This is a genomic window from Asticcacaulis biprosthecium C19 (assembly GCF_000204015.1).
GTDB lineage: Bacteria > Pseudomonadota > Alphaproteobacteria > Caulobacterales > Caulobacteraceae > Asticcacaulis > Asticcacaulis biprosthecius.
Genome location: NZ_GL883079.1, coordinates 1 through 13,231, shown reverse-complemented (window position 1 = coordinate 13,231; position 13,231 = coordinate 1). Strand labels below are relative to the sequence as shown.

The following is a 13,231-nucleotide window of genomic DNA, read 5'->3' as shown; positions in this document are numbered from 1 at the left end:
CCTCAAAACCCGGGAAGTCTTAACCAAAATGGGAGAGGACAGCCGAATGCGCGAATCCGCGACCTTCCAACCGCCCTCAGCCCATATGGGGTAGGCTTAGTGAAAGGTCAACTTAGGCTTCGGTCTTGGCCGGACGCTTCTGGGTCAGGGTACCGCCAGCCGCTTCGACGGCCTTGACCGCCGAGGCGGATGCCGACCACACGGTCAGCGTCAGCTTGGCCGTAAGACTGCCTTCGCCAAGCACACGGACACCGTCCAACTCACGGCGGATGACGCCGGCGGCCACCAGGGCAGCACCATCGATAACCGCCGAAGCGTCGAGCTTGCCCGCGTCAACCGCGTCCTGCAGACGCCACAGGTTGACTTCAGCCAGCTTGAGGGCGAACGGATTGTTGAAACCGCGCTTAGGCATACGCATGTACAGCGGCATCTGGCCGCCTTCGAAGCCCAACAGGCTGACGCCGGTACGCGACTTCTGGCCCTTGACACCGCGGCCGGCGGTCTTGCCTTTGCCCGAACCCGGGCCGCGGCCGACACGCATGCGGTTCTTGGTGGCGCCTTCGTTGTCGCGAATTTCGTTCAGCTTGGTCATGTGCCTAAATCTCCATTTTGTATGCCCTGCCGCTTCGCTGCTTTAGGGCTATATACGCAGGGCAGTGCCCTACTCGGCTTAAAACGTGTGGCGGCTATGCCGCCAAATTCTCTAAAAGTCAAATCGAGGCGCAGATAACTGCGCCTCGATCTGTATTTCGATATGTAATCTGACGATTACGAGATCACTTCCACCATGTGTTGGACCTTGGCGATCATACCGCGAACCGAAGGGGTGTCTTCCAGCTCGGAAACGCGACCCACCTTGTTCAAACCCAGGCCAGCGAGCGTAGCGCGCTGGTCCTTGGTGCGGCGAATCGGCGAACCGGTCTGCTTTACCTTGATCGTGGCCCCATTCTTCTCTGACATGACTTAGCCCTCCATAGCTTCAGGCGACGAAGCGCCATCGTTACGGCGTTGCAGCAGGTCGGCGACCTTCTTGCCACGCTTGGACGCGATCTGACGCGGCGAAGACTGAACCTTCAGCGCTTCGAACGTCGCACGCACCATGTTGTAAGGGTTCGAGGAACCGATCGACTTACCCACAACGTCCGAGACGCCAAGGGTTTCGAGCACGGCACGCATCGGACCGCCAGCGATGACGCCGGTACCCGGAGGGGCCGCACGCATCTGGATCTTGCCGGCGCCCCAACGGCCGTAGCCGTCGTGGTGCAGGGTGCGCGATTCACGAAGCGGAACGCGGATCAACGACTTCTTGGCTTCTTCGGTTGCCTTGCGGATCGCTTCCGGCACTTCACGGGCCTTACCGTGACCGTAGCCGACGCGACCCTTCTGGTCGCCGACGACCATCAGAGCGGCGAACGAGAAGCGGCGACCACCCTTGACGGTGGCAGCAACACGGTTGATGGCGACGAGCTTCTCGACAAACTCCGAGGGCTCCTCGGTACGGTCGCGACGGTCGCCGCGGTTATCGCTGGGACGGGCCATTCGGATATCCTTAGAAGTTGAGGCCGGCTTCACGCGCGGCTTCCGCCAGCGCCTTCACCCGACCATGATAGATGTAGCCGCCACGATCGAACACGACGTCCGAGACGCCCTTTTCGATAGCACGCTGAGCAACGAGCTTGCCGACTTCGGTCGCGGCCGCTGCGTTGCTGCCCTGCTTCTGGTCGCCTTCCAGCGACGAAGCGGAGACGATCGTGACGCCGCTGGCGTCGTCGATAACCTGGGCGTAGATGTTCTTGTCCGAACGGAAGACCGACAGACGCGGACGGCCGTTGGAGAGCTTCTTGAGGCGGGTGCGGTTGCGTTCCGCACGGCGCGCGAGCTGCTGACGAGGAGACAGGGCCATGGCTTACTTCTTCTTGCCTTCCTTGCGGCGAACCTTCTCGCCGGCGTATTTGACACCCTTGCCCTTGTAAGGCTCGGGCGGACGGATCTTGCGGATCTTGGCGGCCAATTCACCGACGACCTGCTTGTCGATACCGATGATCTTGATTTCGGTCTGCTTCGGCACTTCGAACTTGATGCCTTCCGGCGGCACGATGTCGACATCGTGCGAGAAGCCGAGCTGCAGCGACAGGTTCGCGCCCTTCATGGCAGCGCGGTAACCGACGCCGACCATTTCCAGGGTCGTTTCATAACCCTCGGTGACGCCCTTGACCATGTTGGCGATCAGGGTGCGCGACAGGCCCCACATCGCCTTGTGGCGCTGGGTCTCACCACGCGGGCTGATGTGCAGGACATTGCCTTCCTGACGGACTTCGATTTCCTCGACGACCTTCCAGGACAGTTGGCCCTTGGGGCCCTTGACGGCGACATCCTGGCCCGACAGCGTGATGTTCACGCCGCCCGGGACAGTAATGGCCTTCTTGCCGATACGAGACATAATATTACCTTTGTGCCTTAAGTGTCCAGCCGACGCGTCTTAGTAGACGCGGCAGAGAACTTCGCCACCGACGTTTGCGTCGCGGGCAGCTGTGTCAGACATGACGCCCTTCGGCGTCGACAGGATCGAGATACCCAGGCCGTTCTTGATCGGCTTGAGGTCCTTGATCGACGAATAGACGCGGCGGCCCGGCTTGGACACGCGGGCGATTTCCGCGATGACCGGTTGGCCGTCGAAGTACTTCAGCTCGATTTCGAACTGTGGGAACTCACCGGGAGTTTCCAGAACTTCGTAGCCGCGGATGTAGCCTTCGTCGCGCAGCACGTCCAGGACGTGCGCACGCAGCTTCGAGGCCGGGGTCAGCACCTTGGAGCGGCTGCGCATGGCGCCGTTCTTGATGCGGGCGATCATATCGCTGAGGGGATCGTTGACGAACATGTGTATACCCTCCCCTTACCAGCTAGCCTTGGTCAGGCCCGGAATCTGGCCTTCATTGCCCAGCTTCCGAAGCGCGATCCGGCTCATATGCATCTTGCGGTAATAGGCGCGCGGGCGCCCGGTGATTTCGCAGCGGTTACGAATGCGCACGGCAGCCGAGTTGCGCGGCAGCTTGGCCAGCTTCAGGCGGGCTTCGAAGCGCTCCTCGAGGGGCAGCGTTTCATCATTAGCCTTGGCCTTGAGGGCTTCGCGCCTGGAGGCATATTGAGCCACCAGCTTCTTGACCATCTCGTTGCGGTTGACAGCGGATTTCTTTGCCATTGTGTCTCTCTACCCGTCCTTTACACTGTGAACGGGAACTGGAAGTGCTTCAGAAGCGCCTTGGCTTCCTTGTCACTCGTGGCCGTGGTGCAAACGACGATGTCCATGCCCCACATCTGGTCGATCTGGTCGTAGTTGATCTCCGGGAACACGATGTGTTCGCGCAGACCCATGGCGTAGTTGCCGCGACCGTCGAACGAATTGCCGTTCAGGCCACGGAAGTCCTTCACGCGCGGCAAGGCGATGGTGATCAGGCGGTCCAGGAACTCGTACATACGGTCCTTGCGCAGGGTCACCTTGGCGCCGACCACCATGCCTTCGCGCAGCTTGAAACCGGCGATGGATTGACGGGCGCGGGTCGGAGCCGGCTTCTGGCCGGTGATGGCCGCCAGGTCCTTGATGGCCGAATTGACCTTCTTGGTGTCCGCAGTGGCTTCGCCGATCCCCATGTTCACGACGATCTTGTCGAGCTTGGGGACCTGCATTTCGTTCGTATAACCGAACTCTTCCTTCAGCGCGGCGCGGATCGTATCGAGATAGACCTGCTTGGCGCGCGGGACATAAACCGTTTCTGGAGTTTCAGTATCAGCCATTGATGACATCTCCCGTCGTCTTGGCGAAACGCACCTTTTTGTCGCCTTCAACCTTGAAACCGACGCGGGTCGGCTTGCCGTTGGCGTCGACGTGGGCGACGTTGGAAACGTGCAGCGACGCTTCCTTGTTAATGATGCCGCCGTTGGGATTGCCTTGCGACGGACGGGTATGGCGTTGAACCATGTTGACGCCCTGGACGACCACGCGGTTATCCTCGGGGAGGACCTTGGAGACAGTGCCGCGACGGCCCTTGTCCTTGCCGGTCAGAACGACAACCGAGTCGCCCTTTTTGATCTTGGCAGCCATTAGATGACCTCCGGAGCCAGCGAGATGATCTTCATGTGGTTCTTGGCGCGCAGTTCACGCGGCACAGGCCCGAAGATACGCGTGCCGATCGGCTCGCTCGACTTGTTGACGATGACAGCGGCGTTGGTGTCGAAACGGATCACCGAACCGTCCTTGCGCTGGATATCCTTGGACGTGCGTACGACGATGGCGCGCAGAACGTCGCCCTTCTTGACACGGCCGCGCGGGATGGCTTCCTTGACCGACACGACGATCAGGTCGCCCACCGAGGCGTAGCGGCGCTTAGAGCCGCCCAGCACCTTGATGCACATGACCCGGCGAGCGCCCGAATTGTCGGCAACTTCCAGGTTAGTTTGCATCTGAATCATATCAAACTTCCTTTAGTTGGCTTCGCGTGGGAGAACTTCCCACGTCTTCAGCTTCGACTTCGGCGCACATTCGATGATGCGGATGCTCTCACCGGTCTTGTACGCGTTGTTTTCGTCGTGGGCATGGTAACGCTTGGACTTCCGCACCGTCTTTTTCAGAACGGGATGCAGAATCGTACGTTCCACCTTCACGACCACAGTCTTGTCGCCCTTATCGGAGACGACCAGACCTTCGAGAATGCGCTTGGGCATGGTCTAAATCCTCTTAGGCGGACTTGGCGGCGGCCTTTTGAGCCGTCACCAGGGATTGAATGCGGGCGATGTCCTTGCGGATCTCGCCAACGCGGTGGGTCTTTTCGAACGAGCCGGTCGCCTTCTGGAAGCGCAGGTTGAACTGCTCCTTCTTCAGGTTCAGCAGCTGCTCGTGCAGCTGGTCCGGGGTCATGACGCGAAAATCGGCAATCTTGGTCATTTCTATTACTCCGCAGCCGCTGCGACACCGGCATCGAGACGAGTCACGACGCGAGTGGAGACAGGCAGCTTGGCAGCGCCGAGACGCAGCGCTTCACGCGCGATGTCGTCGGGCACGCCGTCGATTTCAAACAGGATACGGCCCGGGTGAACGCGCGCGGCCCAATAGTCGACAGCGCCCTTGCCCTTACCCATCCGCACTTCAGCCGGCTTGCCGGTGACGGGCAGATCCGGGAAAATACGGATCCAAACGCGGCCCTGACGCTTCATCTGACGGGTGATGGCGCGGCGGGCGGCTTCGATCTGACGGGCGGTGAGACGCTCGGGCTCGACGGTCTTGAGGCCGTACGAACCGAAGTTCAGGGTGTAGCCACCCTTGGCGTTACCGTGGATGCGGCCCTTGAACGCCTTGCGGTACTTTGTCCGCTTGGGGAGCATCATGACTTAGTTCTCCTTATTGCGGTCGCGGCGCGGGCCGCGATTGTTGCGATCGCCACGATCGGAGCGTTCCGGACGGTCGCTCGACGACGGACCAGCGGCTTCCTGAGCCCAACGCTTGTCTTGAGCCGACGGATCATGCTCCAGGACTTCGCCCTTGAAGATCCACACCTTGACACCAATGATGCCGTAGGTCGTCAGGGCTTCAGCGAAGCCCATATCGATATCGGCGCGCAGGGTGTGCAAAGGCACGCGGCCTTCACGGTACCATTCCATACGGGCAATTTCGGCACCGCCGAGACGGCCAGACAGGTTCATGCGGATGCCCTTGGCACCCAGACGCATGGCCGACTGGATCGAACGCTTCATAGCGCGACGGAAAGCCACACGGCGTTCCAACTGCTGAGCGATCGACTCGGCGACCAGTTGCGCGTCGACTTCCGGCTTGCGGACCTCGACCAGGTTCAAGAACACTTCGCCATCGGTGATGACCGAAACGTCCTTGCGCAGCTTGTCAATGTCGGCGCCCTTCTTACCGATCACGACGCCCGGACGGGCGGCATAGATGGTAATGCGGCACTTCTTGTGCGGACGCTCGATGATGATGCGCGAGACGCCGGCAGCGTTCAGCTTTTCCTTCAGAACCTTGCGGATCAGCAGGTCTTGGTGAAGCAGCTTGGCGTATTCCTGACGCTGGGCGAACCAGCGGCTGTCCCAGGTGCGGTTGATGCCGAGGCGAAGGCCGATCGGATTGGCTTTCTGACCCATTACGCAGCCTCCTGGCCAAGTTCACGAACGACAATCGTCAGTTCGGAGAAGGGTTTCATGATACGCGAGGAACGGCCGCGGGCGCGTGAAGCGAAACGCTTCATGACCAGGCCCTTGCCCACATAGGCCTCGGCGACAACCAGGTTGTCGATGTCGAGGTTGTGGTTGTTCTCGGCGTTCGAGATCGCCGAGTAGAGCGCCTTGCGGACATCCTTGGCGATACGCTTGCGCGAAAATTCCAGCTCGTTCAGAGCGCGCTGGACCTTGAGGCCGCGGATCGAGGCGGCAACCAGGTTGAGCTTTTGCGGCGAGATGCGCACGGAAACCAGCTTGGTGCGGGCTTCGTTAGCGTTGACGCGGCGCGGATTCTTGGTCTGCGACATGTTACTTCCTCTTCGCCTTCTTGTCGGCGGCGTGACCGGGGAAGTTGCGCGTCGGCGAAAATTCGCCGAGCTTCATGCCGACCATGTCCTCGTTGATGAGAACGGGGACATGCTTCTGACCGTTGTAGACACCGATGGTCGCGCCGACAAATTGCGGCATGATGACCGAACGGCGGGACCAGGTCTTGACGACTTCCTTGCGACCCGAATTGAGCGCGGTTTCCACCTTCTTCAGAAGGTGGCCATCCACGAAGGGGCCTTTCCAAACGGAGCGAGCCATGGTTTAGCGAGCCTTCTTAACGTGACGCGAACGGATGATGTACTTGTCCGTCGCCTTGTTGGAACGAGTCTTGCGGCCCTTGGTGGGAACGCCCCACGGGGTCACAGGGTTACGGCCGCCCGAGGTCTTGCCTTCACCACCACCATGCGGGTGGTCGACCGGGTTCATGGCGACGCCACGAACGTGCGGACGGAAGCCCATGTGACGCTTGCGACCGGCCTTACCCAGGTTGATGTTCATGTGGTCCTGGTTGGACACGGCGCCGACGGTGGCGATGCACGAATCGAGCACCATGCGCAGCTCGCCCGAACCGAGACGGATCTGGGCATAACCAGCGTCACGGCCGACCAACTGAGCATAGGCACCGGCCGAACGGGCCAACTGACCACCCTTGCCGGGCTTAAGCTCGACGTTGTGGATGATGGTGCCGATCGGCAGGCTGCGCAGCGGCGCGGCGTTGCCTGGCTTCACGTCGACCTTCTCAGAAGAGATGATCTGGTCGCCGGCCTTGAGGCGTTGCGGCGCCAGGATGTAGGCCTTTTCGCCATCAGCGTAGTTGACCAGCGCGATGAACGCGGTGCGGTTCGGGTCGTATTCAAGACGCTCGACCGTTCCGACGACGTCAAGCTTGCGACGCTTGAAGTCGATGATACGGTACAGCTTCTTGGCGCCGCCACCACGGAAACGGACGGCGATACGGCCGCCGGCGCCACGGCCGCCAGACTTGGTCAAACCTTCGACCAGCGACTTTTCGGGCTTGCCCTTGTGCAGTTCCGAGCGGTCCACCAGGATCAACTGGCGGCGGCCCGGCGACGTTGGGTTGAACTGTTTCAATGCCATTGTTGCGAGCCTTCCTTACAGACCGGTCGAGACGTCGATGGACTGGCCTTCAGCCAGCGTCACGATCGCCTTCTTGATGTCATTCCGGCGGCCCTTGATGCCCTTGAAACGCTTGGTCTTACCCTTGGTGACAATGGTGTTCACCTTGGTGACCTTGACGTCGTAGATGGCTTCGACGGCCGAAGCGACTTCGTCCTTGGAGCTGTCGAGCGCAACCCGGAAGACAACCTTGTTCTGCTCTGACAGCAGGGTCGTCTTTTCGGTGATGTGCGGCGCCAGCAGGACGTCGAAATTGCGGATGGTAGCAGCCATGACTTAGGCCTCCACAGCGAAGCGGGCTTCGATAGCTTCAACCGCCGCCGTCGTCAGCACCAGCTTGTGGCGGCGCAGGATGTCATAGACATTCAGGCCTGCCGTCGGCAGCACGTCGATATTGGGGATGTTGCGCGAAGCGAGCGCGAAGTTAGTGTCGACCTCGGCGCCCGTGATGAACAGGGCGTTGTTGAGGCCCAGCTTCTCGAAAGAAGCCTTAAGAGCGGAGGTCTTCGGCGAGGCAACAACGGCCTGATCAAGAACGATCAGAGCGCCATCCTTCACCTTGGACGACAGGGCGTGACGCAAACCCAGGGCGCGAACCTTCTTAGGCAGGTCGAAAGCGTGCGAACGCACGACCGGACCGAAGGCGCGCGAGCCGCCGACGAATTGCGGTGCACGGCGCGAACCGTGACGAGCGCCGCCGGAGCCCTTCTGCTTGTACATCTTCTTACCCGTACGCGAATTCTCGTTGCGGGTTTGAACCTTGTGGGTACCGGCGCGGCGCTTGGCCAACTGCCAGTTGACGACGCGGTGCAGGATGTCGGCGCGAATATCCGAGATCCCGAAAACGAGATCCGAAAGTTCAACCGAACCAGCCGCGGAAGCGTCGAGTGTAATGACGTCGAGTTTCATGATTATTCAGCGCCCTCTTCAGCCGGGGCCTCTTCAGCGGCAGGAGCCGGAGCGGCGTTGGACTTGATCGCGCCGGGGAACTTCAGGCCAGCCGGAGCCGCCTTCTTCACCGCGTCGCGAATCTTGACATAGGAGCCTTCCGCGCCGGGGACGGCACCACGGATGAACACCAGGCCACGTTCCGCATCGATGCGGGCAACGGTCAGGTTCAGGGTGGTGACGGTTTCGACGCCGTAGTGACCGGCCATCTTTTTACCGGGGAAGGTACGGCCCGGATCCTGACGCTGGCCCGTCGAACCATGCGAACGGTGCGAGACCGAAACGCCGTGAGTCGCACGCAGACCACCGAAGTTCCAACGCTTCATGGCGCCGGCAAAACCCTTACCGATGGTGACGCCCTGAATATCGACGCGCTGGCCTTCGACGAAGTGATCGGCGGTGAACTCGGCACCGACATCGATCAGGTTCTCTTCGGAAACGCGGAATTCCGTCAGGATGGCCTTGGGCTCAACCTGAGCCTTGGCGAAACGAACGCGCTCGGGGTTCGAGGTGTTCTTGGCTTTCTTGGTGCCGGCGCCCAACTGGAGCGCGACATAGCCGTCCTTGCCCTGGGTGCGCTGAGCGACGACCTGACAGCCGTCGAGCGCGAGGACAGTTACCGGGACGTGCAGACCTTCGGAATCGAAGAAACGCGTCATACCCAGCTTTTTGGCGATCAAACCTGTACGCATGCTGGTCGCCCCTTAAATCTTGATCTCGACGTCGACACCAGCCGACAGGTCGAGCTTCATCAGCGCGTCCACAGTCTGCGGGGTCGGATCGACGATATCGAGCACGCGCTTGTGCGTGCGGATTTCGAACTGCTCGCGCGACTTCTTGTCGACGTGCGGCGAACGGTTGACGGTGAAGCGCTCAATCAGCGTCGGCAGGGGAATGGGACCCCGTACAGTGGCGCCGGTTCTCTTGGCCGTATTAACGATTTCGCGCGTGGAATGATCCAGGACGCGATGATCGAAGGCCTTGAGCCTGATGCGGATATTCTGACGATCCATATCGCTCGTATTCCAATAAGGGTGGTTGCGTTACCGCGTCCAGTGAACCATTTCAAAGACCAGGCCCGTCGAGGTTACCCTCGCCGTACACGATATCCGCAAAAACAAAGCCCAACATCAGGTAAACCCTGATGCGGGCCGTTGAACAGACACCCTACTCCCTATACAATCTAGGGCCGCCGAGCGTCTGAAATTTGTGCCTTGCGAACCGCGTCTGACACCGAAGCGTCACAGCCGATCCAACAGAGAGCGGGTATATGACTGAACGACTCGGGAAGGTCAACCCCTCAGGTGCGAAAAAACCGGGAAAAAATAAGCGGTCGATAAGTTTTGGACGTGAACGGGTTGGAAAGATTTCACCACAGATTCGCATAGGTCCTTTGCAGACACTTGGCGTAGCACATTGCGGCATTATCTCTTAGGAGCCCATCATGAGAGTCCTGACAGCCTTGATCGCCCTCCCCCTCCTCTGCGCCTGCGCCAGTGACGGCGCCATGCCGCCCCCCACCGCCGACGCCCCCGTCCCCGCTATAGCCGGCCGTCATTGGGTGCTGGTCGAGCTGAATGGCCAGCCGGTCGGCGCCACCCAGCGTCAAGTCTATATGGAAGTGAATGCCGAGGCCGGCAGGGTCGGCGGCTCGGGGGGCTGCAACACCTTTGGCGGCTCTGCCATTCTGCAAACCGGCGACCGCGTGCGGTTCTCCGACGTGGTCAGCACCAAGATGGCCTGCATGCAGGGTATGGAGGTCGAACAGGCCTTCTTCGACGTGCTGAGCCGGGCTGACAACTACAGCCTCAATGGCAATTCCCTGTCGCTGAACAAGGCGCGCATGGCTCCTCTGGCCCGCTTCGAGGCGAAAGACTAGAGCGTAGTGCGTTTTGGTAGAATGACAACGTCGCGCTAGATCTTTGTTTTGACGCGCAATGTTTCCGAAAAGTGCTGCACACTTTATCGGATTGCGCTCTAGCCGACAAAGGTAACGGTGCCTAGCACGGCGGTCTTTTTCAGGACACCGGCATAGACCTTGGATACGCCCGTGCGCATCACCGCGCGACGTCCCAGGTCGGTCAGGGCACGGCTCCATCCATTGAGCGTGATCTCCGTGGCACGGATCACCTTGACGCGGCGGCGCAGGCTGATCTTGGCCTGCTCAAACCGTTCGCGCGGCAGGAACAGCCCGGCGGCATCGAGGGCGCGGCTTTGCAGCGAACGACGGATCTCGACCTCGCCTTCCAAGCAGGCGCCCCCCGACGTCGTCATCGGGGACTTATAGTCTTCGCCCCCCGTACCGAAGTCGAATCGCTTCAGGCCCAGGGCTTCGGTATTCTTGATGATGGCGACGGTCAGCAAGATGCCGACGGAGTAGCGGCCATAGTCCGGGTCATAGGCCGGGAACCACAGATGCACGTCTTCGCCCTGAACCAGGCTGATCTCGACAGCCACCAGACGGCCCTGGTGACGCAGGACGCCGCAACGCAGGCCGAAGTCCGGCGAATCCACCGCGGCCAGGCGATCGAGCATCCCCCGGGTCCAGCGGCAGCCGAAGACATCGTGCATCCCTGAGCGTCTGTACTGTTCACGCTTGAGATTGATGGTCCAGTCCATCAATTCCGGGGTCACCTTCTCCCACGAGAAGTCAAAACCGCCGAAGTCCTTTTCGACATTGCGCATGCAGCGCGAGACATTCTTGAAGAACTTGTGATTGGCCGCATCCTGGGTCGCCCACCAGTGGTCGAAGCCGTCCGTGGCGTCGGCAATGCGACGGGTCAGGCCCATATGGGCGCCACGGCCCGCCGACGTGCCGACCAGGCCCTGAAACTCCACACGACGGGTACGAGTCAGGCGCATCAGATGGTCGAAGTCGGCAACAAAGTCCGGCGCGCTGATGACGGCATGGTAGTCGCTGAGCGGCGCACCGATCGGCAAAAGGATATCGCCGCGCTTTTGAAAGGCAAAATAGCCGGCGATCTGATCACCATCATAAAAGCGGGCAACACCCGAATTGGGGACGCTGGGGGCGATCGCCTGGACATAACCCAGGTCGAAATAGGGCCCCACCAGTTCCGCTCGCGCGGCAACAAAGCCATTCCACAAGGCCTCGTCAGTTGCCGTCAGTTCCTTGACCTGAACGATATCGATACGGTCGGTCATTACATTCGCCCCGGATTGAAACAGTGTTCTGGTCGCGTTTGTAACACTGCACGGTTTATGCCGGGCTAAGCGAGCTGGTTAATCCGAACTGGGACCTATGAAAGGCTGAGATATATGTTCGAAAATCGGCAAGGCTTCACAACGCTCGCTATGCGCCAACAGCGCCGGTCGCTTCGACCAGGCGATAGCGCCGCCGTGGGCTTCGCGGGCATGGCGTATGGCGCACCCCAGGGCGACATCGGCGTGACCGAGATAATCACCAAACAACCACGGCGTCGTTGCCTCCGCACGCAGGCTCTCCAGCACATCCAGAACTTCGCTGACCTGGGTTTCCAGCCGGCTCAGCCAGACCTCCGACGTCACCTTGTGCAGGACTTTTTCGTAGAAGAGCGCAACGCACTTGTCGGAGAAGCCCGTCGTCAAGGCGATAAAATAGAGTGCCTTGCGCCGGGCCTCACCTGACGCCGGGATCAGAGCGCGATCCGGTCCAACCTGTTGATCAGCCCAGTCCAGGATATAGGCGCTGTCGATCACCACGCTACCGTCGTCCAGCACAAGTGTCGGCACACGGCGCAACGGATTGAACGGCTTGATCTTATCGCCCTCGCCAAAGGTCGACCACGGCTGGTGCTCGAACACAAAGCCGTACAGCATCATGGCGATACCGCAACGCCGCACAAACGGTGAATCATACTGACCAATCAGAATCATGTAGCATCTCCTGTCCGCCAGATTAACCTGCCCCTACCAAATCAGGTATGGGGCAATCCTGCCAGCCAGCGCAAGCGAGGCGCCAATCACCGCGCCTTCAGCCGCTCGGCCATCGACCGTTCTGCCAGAGCAGCATCCAGCCGTTCGATAACGTCCAGAAGGTCGGCGCCAACCTCACGCGACAATCCGTCATACGCCGCACAGATCGCCGGTTCAGCCGCCTTCAGGCGCTCGACCTCGGCTTGCCCGGCCGACGTCAGATAGACCAGCCGCCGGCGACGGTCATCATAGTCGATCTCGAATTGGACCAGATCGAGGGTCTCCAGTTGCGACAGCAGATGGATGACCAGCGGATGCGACAGCTTGATCTGATCCGCGACCTGGGTGACGCTGAGGCCCGGTGTTTCACGCAACAGCCGCAGGGTAGAAAAGGCCCGCGCCGGCGCGCGCAAACCGCCAGCCTGCAGGAAGGCCTGGATATCGTCGACAAAGCTCTCCGACAACCGCTTGAAACGGTGCGCCAGAAAGGCCTTGCCCAGAGAAGAAATATAGTCGGACATGCGCAGCATGCTACAACGTCAAAATCGTAGAGGAAAGGCATAAGGCGTAGAGGAAAGGCATAAGGCAAGGGGCCGCAGGCCCCTTGACCCCGAAACTCGATAGCGTTGATCGGGGTTCAACGAGAAGCAAAAATACAAAACTAAAAAACCCTCGTCGTCTT

General features: G+C 60.4%; 25 protein-coding genes. 1 reads left to right on the top strand and 24 read right to left on the bottom strand.

Going from position 1 to position 13,231, the window contains the following annotated elements; translation table 11 throughout:
• Positions 1-112: 112 nt before the first annotated feature.
• From rplO to rpsJ, 21 genes are all read right to left on the bottom strand, one after another.
• Complete coding sequence (gene rplO / locus ABI_RS15145; protein WP_006273910.1) at positions 113-592, bottom strand: 50S ribosomal protein L15; 480 nt, start codon at positions 590-592, stop codon at positions 113-115.
• Positions 593-768: 176 nt separating this feature from the next.
• Positions 769-960 (bottom strand): 50S ribosomal protein L30, encoded by a 192-nt coding sequence (gene rpmD, locus ABI_RS15140; protein ID WP_006273909.1) that lies wholly within the window; start codon positions 958-960, stop codon positions 769-771.
• 3 nt (positions 961-963) lie between these two features.
• Entirely contained in the window at positions 964-1,539 is a 576-nt protein-coding gene (gene rpsE / locus ABI_RS15135) for a 30S ribosomal protein S5 (protein WP_006273908.1), read from the bottom strand.
• A gap of 10 nt (positions 1,540-1,549) precedes the next feature.
• Positions 1,550-1,903 (bottom strand): 50S ribosomal protein L18, encoded by a 354-nt coding sequence (gene rplR, locus ABI_RS15130; RefSeq protein ID WP_006273907.1) that lies wholly within the window; start codon positions 1,901-1,903, stop codon positions 1,550-1,552.
• A 3-nt stretch (positions 1,904-1,906) separates the two neighbouring features.
• The gene (gene rplF, locus ABI_RS15125) at positions 1,907-2,440 is read right to left on the bottom strand and encodes a 50S ribosomal protein L6 (RefSeq protein ID WP_006273906.1); all 534 of its coding nucleotides are present in this window, start codon (positions 2,438-2,440) and stop codon (positions 1,907-1,909) included.
• Positions 2,441-2,479: 39 nt separating this feature from the next.
• A complete protein-coding gene (rpsH, locus tag ABI_RS15120) occupies positions 2,480-2,878 on the bottom strand; it encodes a 30S ribosomal protein S8 (protein ID WP_006273905.1) in 399 nt (132 codons plus the stop codon).
• Between the two features lie 15 nt (positions 2,879-2,893).
• Positions 2,894-3,199 carry a 30S ribosomal protein S14 gene (gene rpsN, locus ABI_RS15115; protein ID WP_006273904.1) on the bottom strand — a complete coding sequence of 102 codons (306 nt, stop codon included), beginning with the start codon at positions 3,197-3,199 and terminating at the stop codon, positions 2,894-2,896.
• 20 nt (positions 3,200-3,219) lie between these two features.
• On the bottom strand, positions 3,220-3,792 hold the full coding sequence (gene rplE, locus ABI_RS15110) for a 50S ribosomal protein L5 (RefSeq protein WP_006273903.1): 573 nt from the start codon (positions 3,790-3,792) through the stop codon (positions 3,220-3,222).
• On the bottom strand, positions 3,785-4,099 hold the full coding sequence (gene rplX / locus ABI_RS15105; RefSeq protein ID WP_006273902.1) for a 50S ribosomal protein L24: 315 nt from the start codon (positions 4,097-4,099) through the stop codon (positions 3,785-3,787). The genes rplE and rplX overlap by 8 nt, the downstream gene beginning before the upstream one ends.
• Positions 4,099-4,467 carry a 50S ribosomal protein L14 gene (gene rplN, locus ABI_RS15100; RefSeq protein ID WP_006273901.1) on the bottom strand — a complete coding sequence of 123 codons (369 nt, stop codon included), beginning with the start codon at positions 4,465-4,467 and terminating at the stop codon, positions 4,099-4,101. Before rplN ends, rplX begins: the two co-directional genes overlap by 1 nt.
• Before the next feature lie 12 nt (positions 4,468-4,479).
• Complete coding sequence (rpsQ, locus tag ABI_RS15095; protein WP_006273900.1) at positions 4,480-4,719, bottom strand: 30S ribosomal protein S17; 240 nt, start codon at positions 4,717-4,719, stop codon at positions 4,480-4,482.
• A 13-nt stretch (positions 4,720-4,732) separates the two neighbouring features.
• Positions 4,733-4,939: a 50S ribosomal protein L29 gene (rpmC, locus tag ABI_RS15090; RefSeq protein WP_006273899.1), complete on the bottom strand. Its 207-nt coding sequence runs from the start codon at positions 4,937-4,939 to the stop codon at positions 4,733-4,735.
• A gap of 5 nt (positions 4,940-4,944) precedes the next feature.
• The gene (rplP, locus tag ABI_RS15085; protein ID WP_023448277.1) at positions 4,945-5,379 is read right to left on the bottom strand and encodes a 50S ribosomal protein L16; all 435 of its coding nucleotides are present in this window, start codon (positions 5,377-5,379) and stop codon (positions 4,945-4,947) included.
• Between the two features lie 3 nt (positions 5,380-5,382).
• Positions 5,383-6,144: a 30S ribosomal protein S3 gene (gene rpsC / locus ABI_RS15080; RefSeq protein ID WP_006273897.1), complete on the bottom strand. Its 762-nt coding sequence runs from the start codon at positions 6,142-6,144 to the stop codon at positions 5,383-5,385.
• On the bottom strand, positions 6,144-6,527 hold the full coding sequence (rplV, locus tag ABI_RS15075) for a 50S ribosomal protein L22 (protein WP_006273896.1): 384 nt from the start codon (positions 6,525-6,527) through the stop codon (positions 6,144-6,146). Before rplV ends, rpsC begins: the two co-directional genes overlap by 1 nt.
• Before the next feature lies 1 nt (position 6,528).
• Positions 6,529-6,807, bottom strand: coding sequence for a 30S ribosomal protein S19 (rpsS, locus tag ABI_RS15070; protein ID WP_023452147.1), 279 nt, complete (start codon positions 6,805-6,807; stop codon positions 6,529-6,531).
• A gap of 3 nt (positions 6,808-6,810) precedes the next feature.
• Positions 6,811-7,647 carry a 50S ribosomal protein L2 gene (gene rplB, locus ABI_RS15065; protein WP_006273894.1) on the bottom strand — a complete coding sequence of 279 codons (837 nt, stop codon included), beginning with the start codon at positions 7,645-7,647 and terminating at the stop codon, positions 6,811-6,813.
• Positions 7,648-7,662: 15 nt separating this feature from the next.
• Entirely contained in the window at positions 7,663-7,959 is a 297-nt protein-coding gene (locus ABI_RS15060) for a 50S ribosomal protein L23 (RefSeq protein ID WP_006273893.1), read from the bottom strand.
• 3 nt (positions 7,960-7,962) lie between these two features.
• Positions 7,963-8,595 carry a 50S ribosomal protein L4 gene (rplD, locus tag ABI_RS15055; protein ID WP_006273892.1) on the bottom strand — a complete coding sequence of 211 codons (633 nt, stop codon included), beginning with the start codon at positions 8,593-8,595 and terminating at the stop codon, positions 7,963-7,965.
• Between the two features lie 2 nt (positions 8,596-8,597).
• The gene (rplC, locus tag ABI_RS15050; protein WP_006273891.1) at positions 8,598-9,326 is read right to left on the bottom strand and encodes a 50S ribosomal protein L3; all 729 of its coding nucleotides are present in this window, start codon (positions 9,324-9,326) and stop codon (positions 8,598-8,600) included.
• Between the two features lie 12 nt (positions 9,327-9,338).
• Positions 9,339-9,647, bottom strand: a complete 309-nt coding sequence (gene rpsJ / locus ABI_RS15045) for a 30S ribosomal protein S10 (RefSeq protein WP_006273890.1) — start codon at positions 9,645-9,647, stop codon at positions 9,339-9,341.
• Between the two features lie 431 nt (positions 9,648-10,078).
• Between rpsJ and ABI_RS15040 the strand changes: the two genes are divergently transcribed.
• Positions 10,079-10,513 carry an META domain-containing protein gene (locus ABI_RS15040; RefSeq protein WP_040309483.1) on the top strand — a complete coding sequence of 145 codons (435 nt, stop codon included), beginning with the start codon at positions 10,079-10,081 and terminating at the stop codon, positions 10,511-10,513.
• Between the two features lie 98 nt (positions 10,514-10,611).
• On the opposite strand, the gene ABI_RS15035 is transcribed toward ABI_RS15040, so the two are convergent.
• The 3 genes from ABI_RS15035 to ABI_RS15025 all read right to left on the bottom strand — a co-directional run bounded on the left by ABI_RS15035 (position 10,612) and on the right by ABI_RS15025 (position 13,070).
• Positions 10,612-11,799, bottom strand: a complete 1,188-nt coding sequence (locus ABI_RS15035; RefSeq protein WP_006273888.1) for a GNAT family N-acetyltransferase — start codon at positions 11,797-11,799, stop codon at positions 10,612-10,614.
• A gap of 78 nt (positions 11,800-11,877) precedes the next feature.
• Positions 11,878-12,510 (bottom strand): glutathione S-transferase family protein, encoded by a 633-nt coding sequence (locus ABI_RS15030; RefSeq protein WP_040309482.1) that lies wholly within the window; start codon positions 12,508-12,510, stop codon positions 11,878-11,880.
• An 86-nt stretch (positions 12,511-12,596) separates the two neighbouring features.
• A complete protein-coding gene (locus ABI_RS15025; RefSeq protein ID WP_157138953.1) occupies positions 12,597-13,070 on the bottom strand; it encodes a MarR family winged helix-turn-helix transcriptional regulator in 474 nt (157 codons plus the stop codon).
• Positions 13,071-13,231 lie beyond the last annotated feature (161 nt).